This is a genomic window from Halobacillus sp. A1-3 (assembly GCF_050971765.1).
GTDB classification, from domain to species: Bacteria; Bacillota; Bacilli; order Bacillales; family Halobacillaceae; genus Halobacillus; species Halobacillus mangrovi_B.
Genome location: NZ_JBPCEO010000004.1, coordinates 300,385 through 321,603 on the forward strand (window position 1 = coordinate 300,385; position 21,219 = coordinate 321,603).

General features: G+C 39.8%; 20 protein-coding genes and 1 other RNA gene. 5 read left to right on the forward strand and 16 right to left on the reverse strand.

The window, feature by feature from the left end; genetic code table 11:
* Positions 1-5 precede the first annotated feature (5 nt).
* The 4 genes from ACRYKC_RS09345 to ACRYKC_RS09360 form a co-directional block, all read right to left on the reverse strand.
* Positions 6-299: a DUF6123 family protein gene (locus tag ACRYKC_RS09345; protein ID WP_433806457.1), complete on the reverse strand. Its 294-nt coding sequence runs from the start codon at positions 297-299 to the stop codon at positions 6-8.
* Positions 300-728: 429 nt separating this feature from the next.
* Complete coding sequence (locus tag ACRYKC_RS09350) at positions 729-1,238, reverse strand: isoprenylcysteine carboxyl methyltransferase family protein (RefSeq protein WP_433806458.1); 510 nt, start codon at positions 1,236-1,238, stop codon at positions 729-731.
* Positions 1,239-2,324 (reverse strand): type III polyketide synthase, encoded by a 1,086-nt coding sequence (locus tag ACRYKC_RS09355; protein WP_433806459.1) that lies wholly within the window; start codon positions 2,322-2,324, stop codon positions 1,239-1,241. It abuts the gene before it with no gap.
* Positions 2,325-2,438: 114 nt separating this feature from the next.
* Positions 2,439-3,206 (reverse strand): SDR family NAD(P)-dependent oxidoreductase, encoded by a 768-nt coding sequence (locus ACRYKC_RS09360; protein ID WP_433806460.1) that lies wholly within the window; start codon positions 3,204-3,206, stop codon positions 2,439-2,441.
* A gap of 126 nt (positions 3,207-3,332) precedes the next feature.
* On the opposite strand from ACRYKC_RS09360, the gene ACRYKC_RS09365 reads away from it, so the two are divergent.
* Positions 3,333-3,884 (forward strand): hypothetical protein, encoded by a 552-nt coding sequence (locus ACRYKC_RS09365; protein ID WP_433806461.1) that lies wholly within the window; start codon positions 3,333-3,335, stop codon positions 3,882-3,884.
* A gap of 45 nt (positions 3,885-3,929) precedes the next feature.
* Here the strand turns inward: ACRYKC_RS09365 and ACRYKC_RS09370 are convergent, their stop codons facing one another.
* From ACRYKC_RS09370 to ACRYKC_RS09385, 4 genes are all read right to left on the reverse strand, one after another.
* The gene (locus ACRYKC_RS09370; RefSeq protein ID WP_433806462.1) at positions 3,930-4,664 is read right to left on the reverse strand and encodes an amino acid ABC transporter ATP-binding protein; all 735 of its coding nucleotides are present in this window, start codon (positions 4,662-4,664) and stop codon (positions 3,930-3,932) included.
* Positions 4,665-4,674: 10 nt separating this feature from the next.
* Positions 4,675-5,376, reverse strand: a complete 702-nt coding sequence (locus tag ACRYKC_RS09375) for an amino acid ABC transporter permease (RefSeq protein WP_433806463.1) — start codon at positions 5,374-5,376, stop codon at positions 4,675-4,677.
* The gene (locus tag ACRYKC_RS09380) at positions 5,363-6,196 is read right to left on the reverse strand and encodes an amino acid ABC transporter substrate-binding protein (protein WP_433806464.1); all 834 of its coding nucleotides are present in this window, start codon (positions 6,194-6,196) and stop codon (positions 5,363-5,365) included. Before ACRYKC_RS09380 ends, ACRYKC_RS09375 begins: the two co-directional genes overlap by 14 nt.
* Before the next feature lie 345 nt (positions 6,197-6,541).
* Positions 6,542-8,035 carry a carboxypeptidase M32 gene (locus tag ACRYKC_RS09385; protein ID WP_433806465.1) on the reverse strand — a complete coding sequence of 498 codons (1,494 nt, stop codon included), beginning with the start codon at positions 8,033-8,035 and terminating at the stop codon, positions 6,542-6,544.
* A 443-nt stretch (positions 8,036-8,478) separates the two neighbouring features.
* Here ACRYKC_RS09385 and ACRYKC_RS09390 point away from each other — a divergent pair, with 443 nt between their 5' ends.
* Positions 8,479-8,907, forward strand: a complete 429-nt coding sequence (locus ACRYKC_RS09390) for a restriction endonuclease (protein WP_433806466.1) — start codon at positions 8,479-8,481, stop codon at positions 8,905-8,907.
* Between the two features lie 111 nt (positions 8,908-9,018).
* Here the strand turns inward: ACRYKC_RS09390 and ACRYKC_RS09395 are convergent, their stop codons facing one another.
* The 6 genes from ACRYKC_RS09395 to ACRYKC_RS09420 form a co-directional block, all read right to left on the reverse strand.
* The gene (locus ACRYKC_RS09395; RefSeq protein WP_433806467.1) at positions 9,019-10,188 is read right to left on the reverse strand and encodes a THUMP domain-containing class I SAM-dependent RNA methyltransferase; all 1,170 of its coding nucleotides are present in this window, start codon (positions 10,186-10,188) and stop codon (positions 9,019-9,021) included.
* Positions 10,189-10,291: 103 nt separating this feature from the next.
* An RNA gene (gene rnpB / locus ACRYKC_RS09400) (RNase P RNA component class B) lies at positions 10,292-10,664 on the reverse strand.
* A 100-nt stretch (positions 10,665-10,764) separates the two neighbouring features.
* Positions 10,765-11,073: a cell division regulator GpsB gene (gene gpsB / locus ACRYKC_RS09405; RefSeq protein WP_433806468.1), complete on the reverse strand. Its 309-nt coding sequence runs from the start codon at positions 11,071-11,073 to the stop codon at positions 10,765-10,767.
* Positions 11,074-11,151: 78 nt separating this feature from the next.
* Positions 11,152-11,718 carry an SLOG family protein gene (locus tag ACRYKC_RS09410; RefSeq protein WP_433806469.1) on the reverse strand — a complete coding sequence of 189 codons (567 nt, stop codon included), beginning with the start codon at positions 11,716-11,718 and terminating at the stop codon, positions 11,152-11,154.
* A 97-nt stretch (positions 11,719-11,815) separates the two neighbouring features.
* Positions 11,816-12,409 carry a CotD family spore coat protein gene (locus ACRYKC_RS09415; protein ID WP_433806470.1) on the reverse strand — a complete coding sequence of 198 codons (594 nt, stop codon included), beginning with the start codon at positions 12,407-12,409 and terminating at the stop codon, positions 11,816-11,818.
* A gap of 167 nt (positions 12,410-12,576) precedes the next feature.
* Positions 12,577-12,984, reverse strand: coding sequence for a cytidine deaminase (locus tag ACRYKC_RS09420; protein ID WP_433806471.1), 408 nt, complete (start codon positions 12,982-12,984; stop codon positions 12,577-12,579).
* Between the two features lie 190 nt (positions 12,985-13,174).
* Here ACRYKC_RS09420 and ACRYKC_RS09425 point away from each other — a divergent pair, with 190 nt between their 5' ends.
* On the forward strand, positions 13,175-16,234 hold the full coding sequence (locus ACRYKC_RS09425) for an efflux RND transporter permease subunit (RefSeq protein ID WP_433806472.1): 3,060 nt from the start codon (positions 13,175-13,177) through the stop codon (positions 16,232-16,234).
* A 33-nt stretch (positions 16,235-16,267) separates the two neighbouring features.
* On the opposite strand, the gene ACRYKC_RS09430 is transcribed toward ACRYKC_RS09425, so the two are convergent.
* Together ACRYKC_RS09430 and ACRYKC_RS09435 are read right to left on the reverse strand one after the other, a co-directional pair.
* The gene (locus ACRYKC_RS09430; RefSeq protein WP_433806473.1) at positions 16,268-16,621 is read right to left on the reverse strand and encodes a YppE family protein; all 354 of its coding nucleotides are present in this window, start codon (positions 16,619-16,621) and stop codon (positions 16,268-16,270) included.
* A 57-nt stretch (positions 16,622-16,678) separates the two neighbouring features.
* Positions 16,679-16,945 (reverse strand): hypothetical protein, encoded by a 267-nt coding sequence (locus tag ACRYKC_RS09435; protein ID WP_433806474.1) that lies wholly within the window; start codon positions 16,943-16,945, stop codon positions 16,679-16,681.
* 516 nt (positions 16,946-17,461) lie between these two features.
* Between ACRYKC_RS09435 and recU the strand changes: the two genes are divergently transcribed.
* Together recU and ACRYKC_RS09445 are read left to right on the forward strand one after the other, a co-directional pair.
* On the forward strand, positions 17,462-18,052 hold the full coding sequence (recU, locus tag ACRYKC_RS09440) for a Holliday junction resolvase RecU (protein WP_433806475.1): 591 nt from the start codon (positions 17,462-17,464) through the stop codon (positions 18,050-18,052).
* A 17-nt stretch (positions 18,053-18,069) separates the two neighbouring features.
* The gene (locus ACRYKC_RS09445; RefSeq protein WP_433806476.1) at positions 18,070-20,796 is read left to right on the forward strand and encodes a PBP1A family penicillin-binding protein; all 2,727 of its coding nucleotides are present in this window, start codon (positions 18,070-18,072) and stop codon (positions 20,794-20,796) included.
* Positions 20,797-21,219: the final 423 nt, after the last annotated feature.

Here is a 21,219-nt window from a genome sequence, read left to right on the forward strand (position 1 = left end):
CTGGGTTATTTATGTAATGGCATTTTGGAGTAAAACCCTCGTTTTTCCAGTGAACGATAAGCTTCTCGCTTCGTCTTCACTTCAGGTTTAGCTATATGTTCCAACACGCTGATAAAGAAGCTTGGATCAAATTTATGCTGAAACTTCAATGTTACTTTAACTGCAATAATGGCTTTCCACTGGGCTGCATTTGTAGAATTCTTTCCAAAGTATATAAACCGTACATCTTCGTCACTTAGTTTGAAACCTTTCGACCATAAATCTTCTAAAAAATAAGCCAACGCATGATTATTTTTCATAGTCCGCTCCTTACCTATCATCTTCAAAACACTTCTTTAAGCTTATCATGAATATTTTTTGTATCCCAAAGCGTAAATTGCCCACTCTTTAAGGTTAAATCGCCACTATTCGACGGATATCGCCAATTTTCATCATTATAACAAAAATAAAATCAGGTGAGATTCACCTGACGGAAATTGTTTGCTCATAGGTTTTTCGTTTTTGAGGAAGTGAACGCTTTGTATTCCCTTTTACTAAATTCAGTACCGATTGTGCAGGAACCGAGCCTACCTTTGCGAGAATCCAAACCATTAAACTGCTGTATACAGCCACAACAAGTAATATGAAAAGGATCATCTTGCCCTCACCCTTCTAACTGATAATGATTTTCATTTCTATTTAGAAGTATAGCAGACTCTTTTTATGGAAGCAATAGAGATTCAGAAAATTTAAACCCTCTCCTGCAAAGCCTTCTCTTCCGCAGGGATCCTAACCGTTAACACCATTAAATGAAGGAACGGAAATATTAACGCGGTATAGTAGGCGTGGAACAGGACAGGAATGACGAGCAGCTCAAAAAATACAATGACATAATTAGGATGTTTAATAATACGGTATAGTCCTTTACTAATTGGCTCTTCATCGGGCAATACCAAAATTCTCGTATTCCACCTTCTTCCGAGTGTCGCAATACACCAAATACGCAATACCTGCAATATAAAAAAAGCCGTTAGTGCTGGGTAGAATAATGGATTCCATTGAAATGAAGTGAAGTAAAATTCCATCCCTATCGAAACGAAAAATAAGCTGTGAAGCACAATAAACAGGAAGTAATGATTCTCTCCTACTTCTCGTGCTCCTCGTTCAAGCATCCAACGTCGATTTGATCTAGCTATAACGAGTTCCCCAAGCCTTTGGAATACAAGGAATAAGTATAAAACAATAAGCAGTATTTTCATCTATACCCACTCCAAAGAAACAATTTCAGAACTGAAGCCAGGGCCTAATGATGTCATCACTGATTTCGTTCCCTTTTCCGGTACTGTCAACATCGCTTCATACAAAACAAAATGAACGGTTGGTGAGGACATGTTTCCGTGGTTACGTAAAACGTTTTTTGAGATTTCCAACGTTCTTTTTGGTAAGTCAAAGATTTCCTGATACCCTTCCAACACTTTTCTTCCACCCGGATGAGCTATGATGAACGGCAGCTCTTTTGCTTCCATTCTGTTTTCTTTCAACACGTCTGCCATATGGACACTCCAAAAATCTTTAACCAGCCTTGGAATACTCTTATTAAAAATGACTTCAAAACCATTATCAACGACTTTCCACCCCATAACATCCGTACTGTTTGGTTTAATCCTGGAACTAGAGGAATAGACATTCAAAAGAGAGGACTCACTCATGCCTTTTATTAAAGAGTGATCTCCTGCCATCAATACAGCTGAAGCTCCATCGCCGAATAGTGCAGTCCCAACAAAATTGCTTACTCTCGAATCATCGTGTTGAAACGTCAAGCTGCATAACTCCACACAAATGATCAATACATTCTCTTCGGGATGACCAAGTAAATACTCATAAGCTTTAGCAACGCCGCTTGTCCCGCCAGCACATCCAAGCCCGAAGATCGGTGTTCTTTTGACGGAATCTTTAAGCTTCAATTCATTAATGAGATAAGCATCAATAGTAGGTGTTGAGATTCCAGTAGAAGAAATAAAAATAACGTGATCGATCATGGATGGCTCAACTTCCCCACTTAAAAACCTTTCATCTGAAAGGCAGTTTTCTACTGCAGATTTTGCATACTGAATCGCTTTCTCATGATAAACCTTGTTTCGTTCAGCTAACCCATGCTCCTCCTTAAACCAATCTAGTTCCATTGCAAATTGGCGTTCATTGATATCTGCATTTTCAAAGATAGGAAGCAATCGGTTTATTTCATGAGGTTTAAGAGGAAAAAGTTCTTTGACTATATTCTGGATGTCCGTTTGAGCGTAAGTATGGTCGGCTTGCTGTATGCCTGTTGAGAGAATGTATGGCATGAGTCTCCCTCCTTTTCTTCTATTGTTGGCAAATATAGTGGAATTATGAGTTGTATGCGCCATATTAATTCACAAAAAAAGCAGACGTTTGTCAAACGTCCGCTGCTTAATTATTCAAAATCCATAAATCGTCATGCCTCCATCTACGAACAGCGTCTGTCCGGTCATATAGTTTCCGGCCTCAGAAGCTAAAAAGACAGCAGCTCCTGATAATTCCTCTAATTTACCAATTCGGTTCAGAGGAGTGCGCTCCAAGATTGATTGAACATAATCTTCATTTTGAAGGAGTTCTTCTGTAAGCGCCGTTGGAAAGTACCAGGGCCCAATCGCATTAACATTGATCTGGTGTTTTCCCCATTCAAGGGCAAGGTTTTTGGTCATTTGGATAAGAGCACTTTTAGTCATCGCATAAACTACTCCAGTTCGCAAAGCTGTATGACCACCGACAGAAGAGATATTTATGATTTTTCCTTCTTTTTTCTCTTTCATTACTCTTCCTGCATACTGAGATAGAAAGAAGGCGCTTTTCATATTTGTAGAAACAATTTGATCCCATTCTTCCTCACTTACTTTTTCTGCTTCACTCCTTATGTTCATTCCAGCGTTATTTACCCAAACATCTATATGTCTGTTCCCTCTTAGTTCTTCCACTTCTTTTATGATATTCTCGTATTCATTGATGTCCAGACAGATGGTATTCGCCTGTCGGCCAAGTTCCTCTACTTCCTGCTTTGTCTTCTCTAAATCTTTTTCGTTTCTAGCGATGATAATGACATCTGCCCCTGATTCGGCAAATGCTAATGTGATCGCCTTTCCTATCCCTTTTGTTCCTCCGGTAATAACGGCTAATTTGTTATCTAGTCTAAAACTTGGTAAAAACATAGGATTCCTCCTGTTGATTTTGATGGATTGAATTTTCAGTATAGTATAACATTTTTGCAAATTCTTTACATATGTAACCGGCTCCATTAAACTATAGTTTGTCATACAAAAAGGGGGTCTTTTTACATGAAAAGATGGTTATTGGCTTTAGGTCTTACAAGTGCACTAGTTGTAGCTGGATGCAGCGGTGATTCTGGAGAAGAAGACAGCAGTGCCGAATCCGACAGCCAGACTGAAGAGAAGGATCAAGGCAATGATGAGCAAGCAACAAAGAAAGAATTGCTAAATGCTCAGATGAATTTAAAAGATACGTTTAAAGAATATCAAGCTAAAATTGCAGCTTATGAAGGAGCGGTTTCTGCAGAGGAACCAGACGTTGAAGCGATTAAAACAGCCGGTGAAGAAGCCCTGACTGCAGCGCAAGAAGCAGCAGAGGAAGCAGCAAACTATACAGTTGAAGCTGATTTGTCTGAAGATATTAAATCTCAACTCCAGGAGGCTGTAACTACATCATTAAAAGCTTATTATGAAGAAGTTGCTTCTGCTTTAGAGGCCAATGTCGAAGAAGCAGACCTTTCAACTGCAGATGAGAAATTTACTGAGTTCAACGATAAACTCGGTACGATTTATGAAGAAGTCGGGTTACTGACTCCAAATATGAAAGACGAGCTTTCATAATATAAAAAATCCCAACAGAAAGATTCTGTTGGGATTTTTTATTTATTATTGGATTCGATTTAAGAACTGTTTCGTTCTTACTTCCTTTGTCTGATTAAATACTTGATAAGGTGTTCCTTCTTCTATTATCTTTCCATGGTCCATAAAAACGACCTTGTCTGCAACCTCTTCAGCAAAGCTCATTTCATGTGTAACGACAACCATTGTCATTCCCTCTCTGGCCAGTTCCTTCATAACATCCAATACGTCTCCTACCAATTCAGGGTCGAGAGCTGAAGTTGGTTCGTCAAATAAAATGACTTCTGCTCCCGTCGCGAGTGCTCTTGCAATTCCTACCCTCTGCTGCTGCCCTCCAGATAACTGGTGAGGGTATGCTTCCAGTTTATTGCCAAGACCAACTTTGGTGAGTATTTCAGCAGCCCGCTCTTTTGCTGATTCTTTACGTACCTTCTGAACCGTAACAGGACCTTCCATGACGTTTTCCATAGCCGTAAAATGCGGAAAAAGATTATGGTTTTGAAAGACCATCCCCGTTTGTTTCCTGAACTGAATCAGCGACTTCTTTGATATGGGTTGAGCAAAGTCTAGTTTTTGATCACCAATCTTAATTTTGCCTTCTTCGGGCTTTTCCAAAACATTTAAAGTTCTCAAGAAAGTTGTCTTTCCTGATCCCGAAGGGCCGATTACTACAACAACCTCACCTTTTTGTACATCCACTTCGATATCTTTTAATACGTGTAATGACCCAAAATGTTTATTTATATTCATAGCCTTAATCATCAAATCTCTCCTATGTTGATACATAACGTTCCAGTCTTGTTTCTACACGGTCTTGTACAAACGACAAACCGACACAGATGATCCAATAAATCGCAGCTGCTTCTGTATACACGAGAAGAAATTCGTAATTCTGCGATGCGATTTCTTGAGCCTGACGGAATAGTTCACCATATGTGATTGTTGAGGCAAGGGATGTATCCTTGATGAGTCCAATAAAGGAGTTAGATAACGGTGGAATTGATACTCGAGTCGCCTGGGGAAAAATGACCCGTCTCAAAGATTGCAAATACGTCATCCCTATGGATTGAGAAGCTTCCCACTGCCCTTTAGGTATAGACAAAATAGCGGCTCGGATAATTTCTGAATTATAAGCACCCATATTAAGGGAAAATCCAATGATTGCAGATATTAATGGGTTGATTGTTACTCCTACAGACGGAAGTCCGTAGAAAATGATATACAATTGTACGAGTAGAGGCGTCCCCCGAATAATTGAAACATAAACTCTGGCTACCCCTTGGAAAACCTTTATACCAGAAATTCTCATCATTGCCGTTATGATTGCTAATACAAGCCCGATGGCAAATGAAATTAGTGTAAGCGGAATTGTATAATAGAAAGCCCCTTTCACCAAAGGGAGAAAAGAGCTGACTAAAATGTCGATATATTTTTCCTGCATTGCGCTGTCGGTGAAAATATTACTTAGAAACATCTTCACCAAACCACTTCTCGGAGATTTCCATGTATGTTCCGTCTTCTTTCATTTCATTTAAAGCTTGATTGACTGCTTCTACTAACTCGTCATTACCTTGTCTGAACAATAATCCACTTTTAGACGCTTCATCCTGCCTAGCGGCAATTTTAACAGGTGCATCTGGACGTTGTTGTTTAAAGTCAAGTACCGATAATCGGTCGTTCACAGTCGCTTCAACACGTTTTGAGCTAAGTAATTGCATAGACTCATTAAATCCTTCAACACTCGTAATGTCCGCCCCGTTTTCTTTAGCAATCTTAGCGAAATTACTTGTCATTGACTGGGCTGTCTTCACGCCAGATAAATCCTTAAAACTCGTAATGCTCTTATTATCTTTATGAGTTACAATTACAGCCGAAGACTGGATGTATGGCTCTGAGAAAGAGTATTTCTCCTGACGCTCAGGGGTAATTCCTACCTGGTTAGCAACCATATCAAACCGTTCGGAGTTTAACCCAGCAAACATAGAGTCCCACTTGGTTTCTTTGAATACAGGTTCAACTCCTAATCGTTTGGCTACCTCCCTTGCAATTTCTACATCGAAGCCTGTCAATTCGTCCTGTTCATTATGGAAGGTGTATGGCGGGTATGTGCCTTCTGTGCCAATCAATAATTCACCATTAGCTTTTATATCCTCAAGCAGATTGTCGGAAGACTTTGTGGCTTCCTCACTGCTTCCTTCTGAATTTGCTTGCTTTTCCTCTGATTCACTGTTGCCGCAAGCGGATAAAACTACGGCCAGTACTAGAAGAACTAACCCAAAAAATGTACGTTTCATTTCTATTCCCCCTAAAACCAAGTAAAATGATATGTTTTATTGCCTTTTTGATGTTATAGGAGATTAATAGAAATGTCAATTATTTAACAAAAAAAGTCCAATGAAAGTCCAATCGCTCATTCCATGAATGTTCAACTAAATTCGAACGTCCTGTGCCAACGTTGAACTGTCCTTCGTCCTGAGGACCGCTGACCTGCAAAACAAGTTGTGGTTGGATGGTTTTTAACAACTTAATTGATTAACCTTATACCAGAATTGTTAGGCGTTAGAGCCGAAAGAAGGATCACACCGTTATTACTTTCTAAAAAACAAAAAAGCCGGGGTTTAACACCCGACTCGATTACTTTAAAATTGATAAATTTTCTTATATTTTTCTGATAAATATTGGATGATATAATCCGGGTTCAACCCTTCCCCCGTCACGTCATTTAATATTTCTAGAGGCTTCTTCATTTTCCCATATTGATGAATATTCTTTGTAAGCCATTGCTGAATTTTTTCAAAGTCTCCAGCACGAATGACGGATTCAATATCCAAGTCATTTTTCATTTGGTGAGCAACTTGAGCAGCATACATGTAGCCCAATGCATAAGAAGGGAAATAACCAAAGTCTCCCCCGGACCAATGGATATCCTGAAGTACACCTTCAGCGTCATTAGAAGGTCTAACACCAAGGTATTCTTCCATCTTATCGTTCCATAGTTGAGGGAGGTCTTTTACTTCAATCTCTCCGCCAATCAATGCTTTTTCCAGTTCATAACGAACCATAATGTGGAGGCAGTAAGTAAGTTCATCCGCTTCAATTCGAATTAAAGAAGGCTTTACTTCGTTAATCGCTCTATAAAAAGCATCCATTGGTAGGTCTTTAAAGCTCTCAGGTGCAAAGGATTTGAACAGTTCGTAATGGTTCTCCCAAAATGCTTCACTTCTAGAAATAAAGTTCTCCCAGAAAAGAGATTGGGATTCGTGAATTCCCATTGAAGTTCCAGTCGCTAACGGGGTGAAAGCTAGTTTAGGATCAATATTTTGTTCATACAATGCGTGACCGCCTTCATGGATTGTACCGAAAACGGCCGTTCGGAAGTCCTTTTCATCATACTTTGTCGTCACCCTTACATCGTTCATATTCAAACCAATAGCAAACGGATGGACCGTTTCATCCAAACGTCCTGCTTCGAAGTCATAGCCCATTCGCTTCAATATTTCCAAACTGAATTTTTCCTGCATTTCTTTAGGAAATTGTCCTTCTAGCACAGAAGGATCGGGCTGGTTAGGAGCCGATTGGATTTTCCCGAGCAGTTCTGTTAAAGCTTGTCTTACTTGAGGAAATACACGATCAATCACTTCAACAGTTACACCCGGCTCGTAGTTGTGAAGCAAGGCATCATAACGATGGTTTTTATATCCCCAATAATCGGCAAAACGTCTGTTATATTCAACTAGCTTCTCTAAATATGGACGAAAACTTTCAAAATCATTATTTCCTTTTGCTTCCGCCCACATAGATTCTGCTTTTGACTGCAAAGTGACATACTCCCGATATTCCTTAGTTGGAATCTTTGCTGTTTTTTCGTACGTTTCTTCTGCTTCTTCCAGTGATTTTTGCACAACTGGATCGGTTACGTTCCCTTTAAGCTCATCTATGTATGATTTCATTTCGTCTGAGGTTTGAATTTCATGAACTTTTTGAGAGAGCACTCCTAAAACCTCAGAGCGGTTATCGACACCTTTTTTTGGTGCCTTTGTCCTCATATCCCAGGCCATTAATCCGATAGCTTCCCCGTAGGATGCCTGCTCTTTCAATAACGCCATAAACTTTTGCTCGGTCGTTTGACTCATCTCTATCTCCCTTTCTTTTTTCTGATCTATTATAATCTTATCAATTATATTGGTTAAGGGCTATTTTTATTACCAAGTGGTCTACATACTTTGGAAATCTTTCTAATCAACTCAGGTGAAAACAGAATATTTGAATGCAAGAACGGAAAAACTAGTATGAATTCGTTATGAAATTTTAAGGATGTGATTGGTTGTTCAAATATTACCTTAAGCAGTTTAAGAATATAGACAATTTTAAATGCTGGGAGCTCATGGATAAATTAAAATTTATCGGTATTTCAAATCTCCTTGTTCTTGCATTATTGAGTGTTATTCCTACAATAAAATGGTTGACTTTTTTACTTACACTTGGAATGTTTATGTCCCTGGGGTATATCATTTTTCTTACCATTGATTTTTTATTTTCAAAGATTAGCATTAGGAAAAAGAACAGAAAAAATAGTATGAAAGGATATCTACTTAATGAAATAGATAAATTGAATGCCGACCAATTTGAAGAATTGCTCCTGCACCTATTCAAGCACCAGGGTTATTTCGCCAAACGAACTTCTGATTCGCAAAAATACAGAGCAGATGTACTGTTAAAAAAGGGTTCACAATCGATCGATGTGTATATGAAAAAGTCATCAGATAAGATTGTGCTGTCTGAAGTTAACAAAATTATCGAAGTAGATGGAAATTATAGCGTAAATAAAAAATGGATCGTTACAAACAGTTATTTTACAAAAGCAGCTAAAGTTCAAGCTCAAAAGGATAAAGTAGAGCTTTTTGACAGAGGGGATTTAGTAGAGTGGATGAACGATTACCATTTACATTCAATCCGTTTAAAAAAGAACGATAATGAATCCTCAAAAAAAGCCAGGAGTAAATAATTACCCTAAAAAAGTTCAGAAAAAATAAGACCAGACTTTTTCTTCCATTTTAAAGGAATAGAGAAAGTCTGGTCTTACTAATTCTCTTTAGACAACAAAAGCACAGCTTATTTATTTGCTGAAACCTTTGTCATTACTGAATTTTGTCTTTTTTGACTTACCAAAGTACTGGTAGTAATCAGTTTTGATAAATCCGTTGAAAAGTTTTCGTTTTTTTGTTGCAGGCTTTCCATACAGTTTCTCGAAACCTTCATGGGACGTCAGGATATACACACTCCATGATGGGTGGTCTCTCATAATCGAACCGAGATCGCGATACATCTGCTCCACTTCTTCTCGTTCACCCATACGCTCTCCATAAGGTGGGTTAGAAACTAGATAACCGCTATCCTGTTTTGGTTTAAAGTCGCTCATTTGCATCTGCTTCCATGTAACCAAATCACCAAGACCTGCTTCCATAGCATTGTTTTTGGCAATATTAATTAAGTCTGGGTTTATATCAGAACCCGTGATATTTAAAGGCTGATCATAGTTAGCAAAATCCTCTGCTTCTTGAAAAGCATCATCCCAAGCTTTTTGGGAGATAAATCCCCATTCTTCAGAGGCAAATTCTCTGTTGAACCCTGGAGCAATGTTTTGACCAATTAAAGCAGCTTCAATCGCAATGGTGCCAGATCCACAAAATGGATCAACGAATGGCTGATCTGGATGCCAGTTTGTAATTTGCACTAACGCAGCAGCAAGGGTTTCTTTAAGAGGAGCTTCCCCCTGTCCGACTCTGTATCCGCGTTTGTGAAGCCCGCTTCCAGATGTATCGATTGTGAGAAGGGCTTCATCTTTATGAAGAGCTATTTCAACACGGTAAAAGGCTCCAGTTTCTTTCAGCCAGGAAGCAATGCCATATTTCTTTTTCAGACGTTCGACAATGGCTTTTTTTACAATGGATTGACAGTCCGGTACACTATATAGTTTGGACTTGACTGATTTTCCTACTACAGGAAATTCCCCATCTTCAGCAATGAAATCCTCCCACGGGAGAGCTTTTGTTTTTTCGAATAACTCGTCAAAAGTAGTTGCCTTAAAGCGACCTGCAAGCAATTTTACGCGATCTGCTGTTCTGAGCCACAGATTAGCTCTAGGAATAGCAGACGGTTCAGCAGTAAAAACTACTCTCCCGTTTTCTACTTGTACATCTTCATACCCAAGTGCTTTGACTTCTCTAGCGACAATAGCCTCGAGACCCATAGCAGCTGTTGCGATTAAAGTAACCTGTTGAGACATTTTATCCCTCCGAATCTATCGTTATGTATCCAATAAAAAACCCTTCCTAAAGCGAATGGCTTTTAAGAAGGGTGTCTTGTAAGTAATTAGCGACCTTTGAATACTCTGTAAGCCATGTTCTGTACCATCGTACTGCCAGCGGCGGTCAACCTCGTACTCCGGTGGTAATCATCTATCTGCCGTATCAACGGTTTCTTCTCTGGTTCATTTCCCATTGAAGAATGCCCCTACCTTCATTTGGGTTGCTCGCTCGTGGGGTTTACCTCGTTCCACCCAAAATATTTCTATTTTGGCTCCGTCACTGTGGCACTTTCAAGGTATTCATTCCATATCCGAAGACGTAGGAATTTTCCCTGCCGTTAGTCTAAAGACTACCCTGACTTATGACTTCGTCAGGCACGAACACTACAGACATCGCAGTCTGTGCGAGCATGGACTTTCCTCTGTATGAATACATACAGCGATTACCCGAGTATTCAAATGCTTTTTCATTACTATTCAACATTAGCACCGAATCCGGCGCACTTGAACATTATAGCAAATCACAAACGTTTTGTCATATGGTAATTAATGGTATTAGTCCGCGTATTTTTTTCCGAAAACGGCTTTCTCCAAGTTTGAAACTCTTTTCAGGATATCATAATTTACCTGGTGATTTCCCGTACCATTTTGTCTCTGTCTTGGCGCTGTTTCCCTGCTTGACATTCTCTTCAAACGATCGTTTTCATGTTGAAGACGTTCAATCTCCTGTTGAAACTTGTCATAATCTTGAATAATCAGATCTAAATATTCATCCACTTCTTCTTGATTATACCCACGCATTGAAGTTTTAAAATCTTTTTCGAGAATTTCTTTACTCGTCAAATGAATTTCTTCTGAACTCATTTTTTATCACCTCTGTTCAACACATTAATCTTATTTTTTCAAATGCTAGCGAAATTGTCAATTTTATTCAATTTGAATCTATTGTTGGCTCCAGTAATCAGGGTCCGACATACGCAATTCTTCGACCGTTTCCTCTAAATCTAAAGGAGTTATGTACAAAATCTTGTACTTCCCCATCTCCTCTGATTTACGTGCATGTCTTAAAAAGTATTCGGGACTACCGGTGGTTTCTTCATCAAAAAGAACAAGGCAGCCATCGGAGTGTTCAACGAGAAACTGGTCTTTCGCTTGAAATTGATAAGGTCCATCGTAGCTTTTTTCGTATACAGGCTTATGAAAGTCTGCAATCATGGTTACTTCCTCATAGACCATTTGGATATCTTCTGGCCAGCGTTCTTGCTGATTTGTAAAAGGGGGGATCACTCCCAGATTAATATCATACGCTTCTTTCAAATCCAGCACTACTTCGCCGGTCCAAAGTTCAATCCCCATTTGCCCTGAAATAAGAATCCATTCCAGTCCTTCTTCTATCATTGAAATTAACCTTCGTCTAATCGTTTCTTTAATAAAGGCTATTTTAGGATCATTCTGTTTAAATATCCCCATTTCCATTGGTTTATATCCTGTGACTACAATTGTTCTCATTCGGATCACTCTCCAATCCTATTGTATGACATCCTATTAAAAGTTTCTATCTGAAAAAAAGAAAATAAGCCACTCAAAAAGTGGCTTATTATAACTTCTATGAATCAGATCCTGGCATTTGACCCATAGGCATCTGCCCTTGAGGCATCATCGGCATTTGACCCTGCCCCATCATCCCTTGCTGCGGCATCATTGGCATCTGTCCTCCGCCCATCATCCCTTGTTGCGGCATCATTGGCATCTGTCCTCCGCCCATCATCCCTTGCTGCGGCATCATTGGCATTTGACCTTCACCCATCATCCCTTGCTGCGGCATCATTGGCATTTGACCTTCGCCCATCATCCCTTGCTGCGGCATCATTGGCATTTGGCCTTCTGTATCACCTTCGCCCATCATCGGCATTTGGCCCATATCCTGAGGAGACATAAACTCCATCCAATTGTAATCCGGAGATTGTCCTTGAGGGAAATTATATTCTTGAGTCTGGAAATTATTCTGTTCTGATACTAATAGTGGGAAGTAATTATAATTGTTCAAGAGATGGTTATTACGCACTAATAGGTGTGTAGGATGAATAATGTCTTGGTTTTCTACAAAATAGTTATCCATCACACAGTGCTGCATTGGACATACAATCGGGCGTCTATTAATTGGGGCGTGACACTGACCCGGCATTGTTTGATGATGCATTATGTTCACTCCTTGTTCTTAGTCTTCCTTATCAGCGTATGTCATGGGTGAAATAGATGTACTGGGCGATATTCTCAATATTACCCATTTTTTTAGGCTCGAACGTGGATGGTGTATGTATGTATAAGAAGCGGACCATAAAAAAAGGAGGTTTTCACCTCCTTTTCTCACTCATCCTCATGTGTTAAATCCATGGCGCCAAAGGAAAAAGGCAAAATCTCTTCCATTGTCATCGTCCTAGACTCGCCATAAAGATTAGACGTATGAATTTTGGTTTGTGGCGGGAAAAATTCGCTCATCACTTGGCGGCAAGAGCCACAAGGCGGCACAGGTCTTTTTGTATCCGCGACGACTGCCAGCTCTTTAAAATTAGTATATCCTTCTGAGATTGCTTTGAATATAGCAACTCTTTCAGCACAGCACGTCACTGGATAGGCAGCATTCTCAATATTACACCCAGTGAACAATGTGCCGTCTTCTGTTACAAGCGCTGCACCAACGGGAAATTTAGAATAAGGAGTATAAGCGCGTTGCCGTACCTCTTTAGCTTGTTGAATCAATTCTTCTTTCTTCATCTGCATATCCTCCCTTTCAATGGGAAGCTAATTATAAATGAAAAAGGTTTTTAAGTAAAGCGATTACATAAATTAATAAGAGCACATCCAAGCAACCGAAGTAAATGACACATGTGTCAAAAAAAGTTTATACTTAAGAAGCACAATCGAGAAATTATTCAATCATCTATAAACAAAGGAGGAACCTTTAATGAAGAAGTTACTTCAGTACAATAAAATTGTCTGGGTTTTTATTGTGCTTCTTATCTTTACAGGGATATTCACTTACTTTCAGCTGCCTAAGCGAGAAATTCCTGAGATCAATATAAACGTAGCCTCTATTTCTACAGTGTATCCTGGAGCCACTCCACAAGAAATGGAAAGGACAGTAACAAATCCAATCGAACAAGAACTCCTTAATGTGCAAGGAGTGGATGAAGTTACATCTGCATCTACTACCGGGTTCGGTACGATAACCGCTACATTGAGTGGTGAAGCAGATTCAAATACCGTCAATTCAAAAATAAGACAAATCGTTTCGGACGTTTCACGGGGATTTCCAGATGAAGTACAGGACCCTGAGGTCAACACCGACCTGACTACTTCCTCTGTGGCCTCCTACCACTTACTGGCGAACTCAGATGAAGACCTCTATGATTTAAGAGAAAAAATTGAAACGTGGCGCACAGAACTTACAAGTATAACAGGTGTGGAATCGCTACTAGTCAAAGGTCTTCCTGAACAAAAAGTAGCTGTGCAGTTAGACAATGAACAACTTCAGGAGAACCAACTGGCGCCATTCCAAGTAATTGAATCAATTAATAAAGAGATTGCTCCTTCAGCTATTGGTACTCAGCAAGAAAATGGACAAATTTATCAATTGATCTTCAACAAGTATTCTGACATAGAGGAGCTTGAAAAGCTTTCAGTAGGTACTACACCAGAAGGAGAGCCAATAACTCTTCAAGAAGTAGGATCTATCACCTTTACCAATAAAGACGCTGATGATTTAATTTCAGTAAATGACCAATCTGCGTTATCGATAACTGTCTTAGCAAAAGAAGGCGTTAACATCTCTTCTTTGCAAGAAGAAATTACGGCGAAGGTGGAAGATCTTGAAAAAGAATTGCCCTCTTCGGTATCTGTTGAGCAATTTTATACACAAAGCACGATCATTGAGGAAGTTTTTAACAATTTGATCAGTTCCTTCTCCATATCGCTTATAGCCGTTATTATTATTATGGTACTTGGGTTGCCCATTTCATCTGCTTTACTTGTTGCTTTGGCAATTCCGATCTCAATCATAATCGGGTTAATTCCTCTTCCTTATGTAGGAGTAGATTTAAACCAGATTTCAATTATCGGAATGATTATCGCAATCGGAATTCTCGTAGATGATGCCATTGTAGTCAACGATAACATTCAACGAAGATTTCAGATGGGTGATAAACCGTTGGAAGGGACGGTTCGAGGCGTAAGAGAAGTTGGAAAGTCCATTGTTACTTCAACTTTGATGATTATATTCAGCTTCTTCCCTTTAACATTTCTTTCCGGTACAAACGGAGATTTCATTCGGGCATTGCCTTCCGTACTCATCTTTACGGTACTCGCCTCGACGATTATGGCACTGACCTTTATTCCTACGGTGCAGTATGCAAGAAGAAAAAGAAGAAAGAAAGCGGCGGCGAAGCAAGGACTACTTGGTGACTTGTTTAATTGGCTCGAGAGGTTTTATGCAGATACTCTTTTACCAAAAATAACAAAGAAACCTTGGATTACCTCGATTACTGGTTTGGTAATTTGTGCACTTCTGGCTATGCTTGTCATTAAAATACCATTTGAATTCTTTCCAGCTGCTGACAGACCTGAAGTTACAATCTCCGTTGAGTACCCTCAGGGAACTCCAATTGAAGAAACCGAAAAGCAGTTAAAAGAAATGGAAGATTTCTTAAAAGAAAACGAGGATACCATAACTGAGTCAGCTGTTTACACCGGTTCAGGGTTACCAAACTTATTCAGTTCTGGTTTACAGCGTTCCGGGGAAAATACGGGTCAAGTGCTCGTGCGGGTTGATAGAGAAAAAACCAGTGCCACAGCATTTATTAATGAGTGGGAGGAACCTTTAAGAGATGAATTTGAAGATGCTGAAGTATTCCTTGAGACCATAGTGTCAGGTCCACCTCCGTCTCCTCCTGTACAAGTAAAAATACAAGGACCTGAACTGGACACTTTAATTGAGGAAGCCAATCAAGCGAAAAGCAAGTTAGGGAAGCTTGAAGAAGCTGAACTGGCTACGATTAATGCAGGCAGTGGCCAGCCATTTATCCGCTACAATCCTGATCGAGATCTTTTAGCAGAAAACAATATCCCTATTGACCAAGTCACTTCTCAAATTCAAGTAGCTAATACAGGTATTCCGCTAGGTACCTTCGACAATGGAGTGGAACGTTTACCAATTGAGGTCATTCTTAATGACGGAGAGCCTGAAGGAGTAAACTTAGAGGACCTAAACGTAGTGAGTCAATCGCAAAGTGGCAATCAGCCACCTGCGTCCTTCACTCTGGATGAAATTATCACTACAGAAGAGATCGAACAAGTTGGAGTCATTCCTCACCTCGATGGAAAACGAACAATTACTATTGAAGCCTATCCAAAAGAAGGATCCGAACAAGCCTTCTCAAATGAAGCAAACCAGGTAGTAGAAACCATAAAAAATGACCTTCCTGAAGGTTATTCCTTAGTAGAAACTGGTCAAACCGATGCTCAAACAGAATTTTTCATAGAAGTATCTAAGCTGTTTGTAATCGTGTTGTTCCTTATCTATTTGACTATTGCCGTTCAATTTAACTCATTATTGATGCCGCTTCTCATTACAGGAACCGTGTTCCTGGCGATTACAGGTGCCATCATTGGTTTGTTTGTATCCGGAGAGCCGCTGAGTTTCTTAGCGACACTTGGTATCGTTTCTCTTTCTGGAATTGTCGTTAGAAATTCCGTCATCTTAATCGAATTTATCGAGCAAAATCGTTCAGAGTATTCTTCCGTTATTGAAGCTGTGATCGAAGCCGGACGTGCTAGAATTCGCCCGATTGTCCTAACTTCCTTAACTTCAATAGCAGCCTTAACTCCAATTATCTTTACAGGCGATGTACTCTTTAAACCATTGGCTGTATCCATTGTAGCGGGATTAATGTTCTCAACTGTGCTAACCTTACTGCTCGTACCTGCTTTCTATTTGATAATAAAAAGACCAAAGAAAAAAACAACATAAACAAAAGCTCCCTGGCAGGCCAGGGAGCTTTTGTCACTTGTTCAGATCATCTAAGATCATATCCAAAACATAGTGAGCAGACTGAAATAATTCTTTAAACCGTTTCCTGTGTATATCTAAATAATAACTGTGCAAGATAATCATCTCAATATTTTCATGTGTCGATTTTACTTGATTGGGATGGACCGTAGCTTTTCTATTCTTGACAAAAGCTTCAGCTTCATCCCTCCAACTGTTATTTAAATTGAACATTGGTTTTGTCTCTTTTTTTACCTTGTCAAAAAAAGCATGGTCTTTCTTATCTATAGGACCTTCCGTTTCAACAAACTGAATATGTTGCTGGTCTATAAGCTGCTTTAATTCTTCTGTATGTTGTTTAAGCGACAATTAGACACACACACCTTTTTTCTTTACTTTATCACGTAAAGAAATCCAACAGCAACCTTACCCTGCCGACCTCCGTTTTGCCTGGTAGGCAATTTTCTCAAGACACTTGGCCTTTTGTTCCTTTTCCAGTTTTCTTATTTGTTCACGTAATTGGAGGACGTCTTCTTTTAAATGATCCGTTTCTTTGCGATGAGCAATAGCCATATAAAAAACGATCTCGTCGGTTTTTAGGGACAGTCTTTTTTCCATAAGTGTGAACTTTTCTTTTAGTTGAAACAATAACTCTTCAAATTCATCCGGGGTGACCACGCCGTTTCTGATCATCCAGATCGCCTCCCTAATCGTTGTACATTAAAATTCTTCAGATTATGAATAAGTCCTTCCATGATGACAAGACTAGAACTAAAGCTACAAAACCAGTCATTATAGGCTGGAACCTTCGACAGAAAAGGAGGATTATTATGGCTAAAAAGAATAAAGAACGAAACAATAAAAAACCTACCCCTGCTAAAACTGACAATCCTAAATTGGCTGGCGAGAACCGCCCGGCTACTTAATAACCTGAACTGCTGCTATTCGTATAGCAGCAGTTTTTTTAGAATTCATCCCCAGAAATTTCATCGTCTCTTCGAATGCAATAATTGGTGTTTAATCAAAACAATTCAGGGTAAAATCACATCAGTATTTACAACCAAACTTTTTTCATAAATCTGTCACATTTAAAGAGATAATCCATGAAACCTTCTCTCTTCTCAAACGTCTAAGTTTTTGAACCAAAAAAATGTCCTTTGATTTCATTTTTTGGTATGATACTCTCATGGAAATAGGGAGGGATGGAGTTTGAATTATCCCAATGGAAAGCGCGCATCGAAAAGGATGAACGTTTCTAAGCATCGCAGCAAACCAAATTTCAGCAACCGTGGGATGTCATTAGAAGAAGATATAAATGTGACAAATGAATATTATTTAAATGCTGGGATTGCAGTAGTTCATAAAAAACCAACCCCAGTGCAAATTGTTAATGTTGATTATCCTAAGCGAAGTGCAGCCGTCATTAAAGAAGCATATTTTAAGCAAGCATCTACAACTGATTTTAATGGAGTTTATCGAGGTAAACACATCGACTTTGAGGCAAAAGAGACTCGAAATAAGACCTCTTTTCCTTTAAGTAACGTACACCAACATCAAATTGATCATATGAAGGCCGTCCATGAACACGGAGGAATTTGTTTTATGATAATCAAGTTTACTCCATTGGATGAAGTATACTTGCTCCCTTCCCCCCAACTATTCCATTATTGGGATGATCAAATAGGCGGAGGCAGAAAATCGATTCCATATCATCATGTACAGTTAGAGGGTGTTCAAATCCCCTTCCATTACCAGGCGAGAGTCGATTATGCCAAAGCCCTGGATAAGCTCTATTTCTGAATTGGAGGAAATGTAAAATGGCCAACGATAGCCAATCACGATCAGCAAGAAGAAAGCAAATGCAGGGTTCCAAAAAAAGAAAAGGCAAGCCAAGTTTTAAAAAGATTTTAATGACCCTATTCATCATCGGTCTCGTATTGCTAGTCGGTGTCGGAGGGTTATTTGCCTATTATATATCTAGTGCACCTAAGCTTGATGAAGCGCAATTATCCGATCCCTTTTCATCAAAAGTTTATGATATGAATGATAACCTGGTTGCTGACTTATCCGGTGAACAAAGACGAACGAAAGTCACATACAAGGAATTGCCTGATGTGCTAAAGGATTCTGTCATTGCAACAGAGGACTCTAGATTCTACAGTCACTTCGGAATCGATTTCCAACGAATTCTCGCCGCTATTTGGGCTAACGTCACAAGCGGTTTTGGAGCTGAAGGCGCGAGTACCATTACACAACAAGTGGTCAAAAGATCCTATTTGTCGAGTCAAAAGACATTAGAAAGAAAAGTACAAGAGCAATATCTTGCTATTAAACTAGACCAGAATTATTCAAAAGATAAGATTTTAGAAATGTATTTAAACAAAATTTATTATGGAGCTGGCGCATACGGGGTAGCAGAAGCAGCAGACACTTACTTCGGTAAAGAAGATTTAAGTAAATTGACACTTCCTGAAGCAGCCCTGCTTGCAGGGCTGCCTCAAAGACCGTCAGGCTACAACCCTTTTGAAAACCCTGATTTAGCAAAAGATCGAATGAATACCGTGTTAAGTCTAATGGTTCAACATGGTAAGATCACTGAAGCAGAAGCTGAAGAAGCTAGAAAAACTAAGATTGAAGATATGCTTGTCAAGCAAGAAGCAGAGAAAGAAACACCTTATGACGCGTTCATTGAACAGGTGCGAGAAGAGGTCAAAGCCAAAATGGATGGCGCAGACATATATGAAGATGGTCTGAAAATTTATACGACCTTAGACCCTAATGCACAAGATACTGTACAACAGTTACTAAGTGACGAAGGCGGTATTCCCTGGCCTGATGAAGAATTACAGACAGGGCTTGCTGTAACAGATACACAAACAGGTGCAGTAAGAGCGATCGGTGGTGGTCGTAATTATAAAAAAGGAAACTTGAACTACGGAACAGACATTAAACGCCAGCCCGGTTCTACATTCAAACCTGTCACAGCATACGGGCCTGCCATTCAATATAATAAGATCTCTACCTACCATCAAATCAATGATGAAGAAACAGACTTTGGAAATGGATACTCTCCGAACAATTTTGATAATCGATTCCGCGGATGGGTGTCCGCTCGTTATGCTTTAAGTCGTTCTTTAAACATACCGGCTCTAAAAACACTTGAAGAAACAGGAATCAGTAAGTCTCAAGAATTCGCTGAAGGGTTAGGAATTAAATTCCCCGAGAACGGTATGGTGCTTAGTGATGCAATTGGCGGCGGAACAAACGTTAACCCCCTCCAAATGTCCGGAGCCTATGCTGCTTTCGGAAACGAAGGTGTCTATAACGAACCGTACACAGTACGTAAAATCGAAATTCCTGGTGAAGAAACAATCGACACAAAACCAGAACCAAAATCTGCGATGGACAGTTACACAGCATATATGATTTCTGATATGCTTCAGACGACAATGTCAGAAGGTTCAGGTGTCGCAGCTAACGTGCCTGGCCTTCCTGAAGCGGGTAAAACAGGTACAACCAACAGAGAAGTAGATGAGCAGCAAATCGCTCCTGACTCCTGGTTCAATGGATATACAACGAATTATTCGATATCGATATGGACAGGATATAACGATATTAACTCTGGCTTGTCGCAGGCAGCGAAAGATATACCGAAACAAATATTTAAGCCACTTATGGCTAAGCTCTCGGAAGGAAAAGATACAGCGGACTTCAAGCAGCCAAAAACTGTGACAAAAGTGGAAGTAGAAGAAGGCTCACGTCCAGCAAAGCTACCTAGTGAGTACACACCTGAAAGCCGTATTGTAACGGAGTTATTCCATGTGGACAATCAACCATCGAAGGTTTCAAAAGAATATAAGAAACTCGAACCCGTTCAATCACTAGCTGGCAAGTTTAATCAGGAAGATGGTTCAATAGATTTAAGCTGGTCATATGGTGACTCTGAAGGCGTTTCGTTCAAAGTCACTTATAAAATTGATGAGGGCGAACCGAAAGAACTGACAACAACCAAAGATACAAGCTTGAATATTACGAATGTAAGCCCTGGCTCCACATACACCTTCTCAGTAGTTGCAGTCAGTGATGAAGGAAATGCACAGAAGAGTGACCCTGCAACTACTCAAGTTCAGACTGCAGGTTCTGAAGAGGAAAAAGATAAAGAGAAGGAAGAAAAAGATAAAGAAAAAGATAAAGAAAAAGATAAAGAAAAAGATAAAGAAAAAGAACAAGGCGACGAGGGTGACAGCCAAGGCGAAGACGAAGGCAATGGCCAAAACCCTGACGGTGATACCGGTGGCGACACTGGTGGTGATACCGGTGGTGACACTGGCGGCGATACTGGTGGAAATACTGGTGGCGACACTGGTGGCGATACCGGCGGCGACACTGGTGGCGATACCGGCGGCGATACTGGTGGAGATACTGGTGGCGACACTGGCGGCGATACCGGTGGCGACACTGGCGGCGATACCGGCGGAGATGATGGCGGAGCGGGTTCTGACTCCCCGTCCTCCCCTGATTCACCATTAGATGAAGCTGCCTAATAAAAAGAACTCCCTATTTCGGTTAAGGAGTTCCGATATCAGGGTTAGAAAATGCATCATTAGGTAAAATAACAACTAAAAGCCGGTATGTTTAGCACCATAGTTAACAATGCAAAAAGCAAAGAGAACGCCTGGATACTAATATCCTTGCGTTCTCTTTTTACATTAATTTAAAGCTAAATATTGAGTACACCTTGAAATCTTTATGTTCCCCCTTTAACATACATTACTCTACTTATACCTTCATAAGACATACCTAACTTCTCCATACCATGCTCTGAACCATGGTTTGCTAAAAAACATCTCGCCTGAATACGAACTAAGTTCATACTTTCGAACCCAAACCATAAGTAGTTTGTTCATATTAGCTACCTCTCATTGTGTTATCGTATGCAAATTTATTTGTTTATCTCCATATATGGA

Excerpts from the sequence above, each read along its gene's own strand:
- ACRYKC_RS09345 (WP_433806457.1), bottom strand. The coding sequence starts at position 299 with ATGAAAAATAATCATGCGTTGGCTTATTTTTTAGAAGATTTATGGTCG.
- ACRYKC_RS09410 (WP_433806469.1), bottom strand. The coding sequence starts at position 11,718 with ATGAGAACAATTGTAGTCACAGGATATAAACCAATGGAAATGGGGATA.
- ACRYKC_RS09435 (WP_433806474.1), bottom strand. The coding sequence starts at position 16,945 with ATGATCAGAAACGGCGTGGTCACCCCGGATGAATTTGAAGAGTTATTG.
- ACRYKC_RS09375 (WP_433806463.1), bottom strand. The coding sequence starts at position 5,376 with ATGTTTCTAAGTAATATTTTCACCGACAGCGCAATGCAGGAAAAATAT.
- ACRYKC_RS09425 (WP_433806472.1), top strand. The coding sequence starts at position 13,175 with ATGAAGAAGTTACTTCAGTACAATAAAATTGTCTGGGTTTTTATTGTG.
- ACRYKC_RS09365 (WP_433806461.1), top strand. The coding sequence starts at position 3,333 with ATGAAAAGATGGTTATTGGCTTTAGGTCTTACAAGTGCACTAGTTGTA.
- ACRYKC_RS09420 (WP_433806471.1), bottom strand. The coding sequence starts at position 12,984 with ATGAAGAAAGAAGAATTGATTCAACAAGCTAAAGAGGTACGGCAACGC.
- ACRYKC_RS09380 (WP_433806464.1), bottom strand. The coding sequence starts at position 6,196 with ATGAAACGTACATTTTTTGGGTTAGTTCTTCTAGTACTGGCCGTAGTT.
- ACRYKC_RS09360 (WP_433806460.1), bottom strand. The coding sequence starts at position 3,206 with ATGTTTTTACCAAGTTTTAGACTAGATAACAAATTAGCCGTTATTACC.
- ACRYKC_RS09395 (WP_433806467.1), bottom strand. The coding sequence starts at position 10,188 with ATGTCTCAACAGGTTACTTTAATCGCAACAGCTGCTATGGGTCTCGAG.
- ACRYKC_RS09415 (WP_433806470.1), bottom strand. The coding sequence starts at position 12,409 with ATGCATCATCAAACAATGCCGGGTCAGTGTCACGCCCCAATTAATAGA.
- ACRYKC_RS09355 (WP_433806459.1), bottom strand. The coding sequence starts at position 2,324 with ATGCCATACATTCTCTCAACAGGCATACAGCAAGCCGACCATACTTAC.
- ACRYKC_RS09390 (WP_433806466.1), top strand. The coding sequence starts at position 8,479 with ATGAAAGGATATCTACTTAATGAAATAGATAAATTGAATGCCGACCAA.
- gpsB (WP_433806468.1), bottom strand. The coding sequence starts at position 11,073 with ATGAGTTCAGAAGAAATTCATTTGACGAGTAAAGAAATTCTCGAAAAA.
- ACRYKC_RS09445 (WP_433806476.1), top strand. The coding sequence starts at position 18,070 with ATGGCCAACGATAGCCAATCACGATCAGCAAGAAGAAAGCAAATGCAG.
- ACRYKC_RS09370 (WP_433806462.1), bottom strand. The coding sequence starts at position 4,664 with ATGATTAAGGCTATGAATATAAATAAACATTTTGGGTCATTACACGTA.
- ACRYKC_RS09350 (WP_433806458.1), bottom strand. The coding sequence starts at position 1,238 with ATGAAAATACTGCTTATTGTTTTATACTTATTCCTTGTATTCCAAAGG.
- ACRYKC_RS09385 (WP_433806465.1), bottom strand. The coding sequence starts at position 8,035 with ATGAGTCAAACGACCGAGCAAAAGTTTATGGCGTTATTGAAAGAGCAG.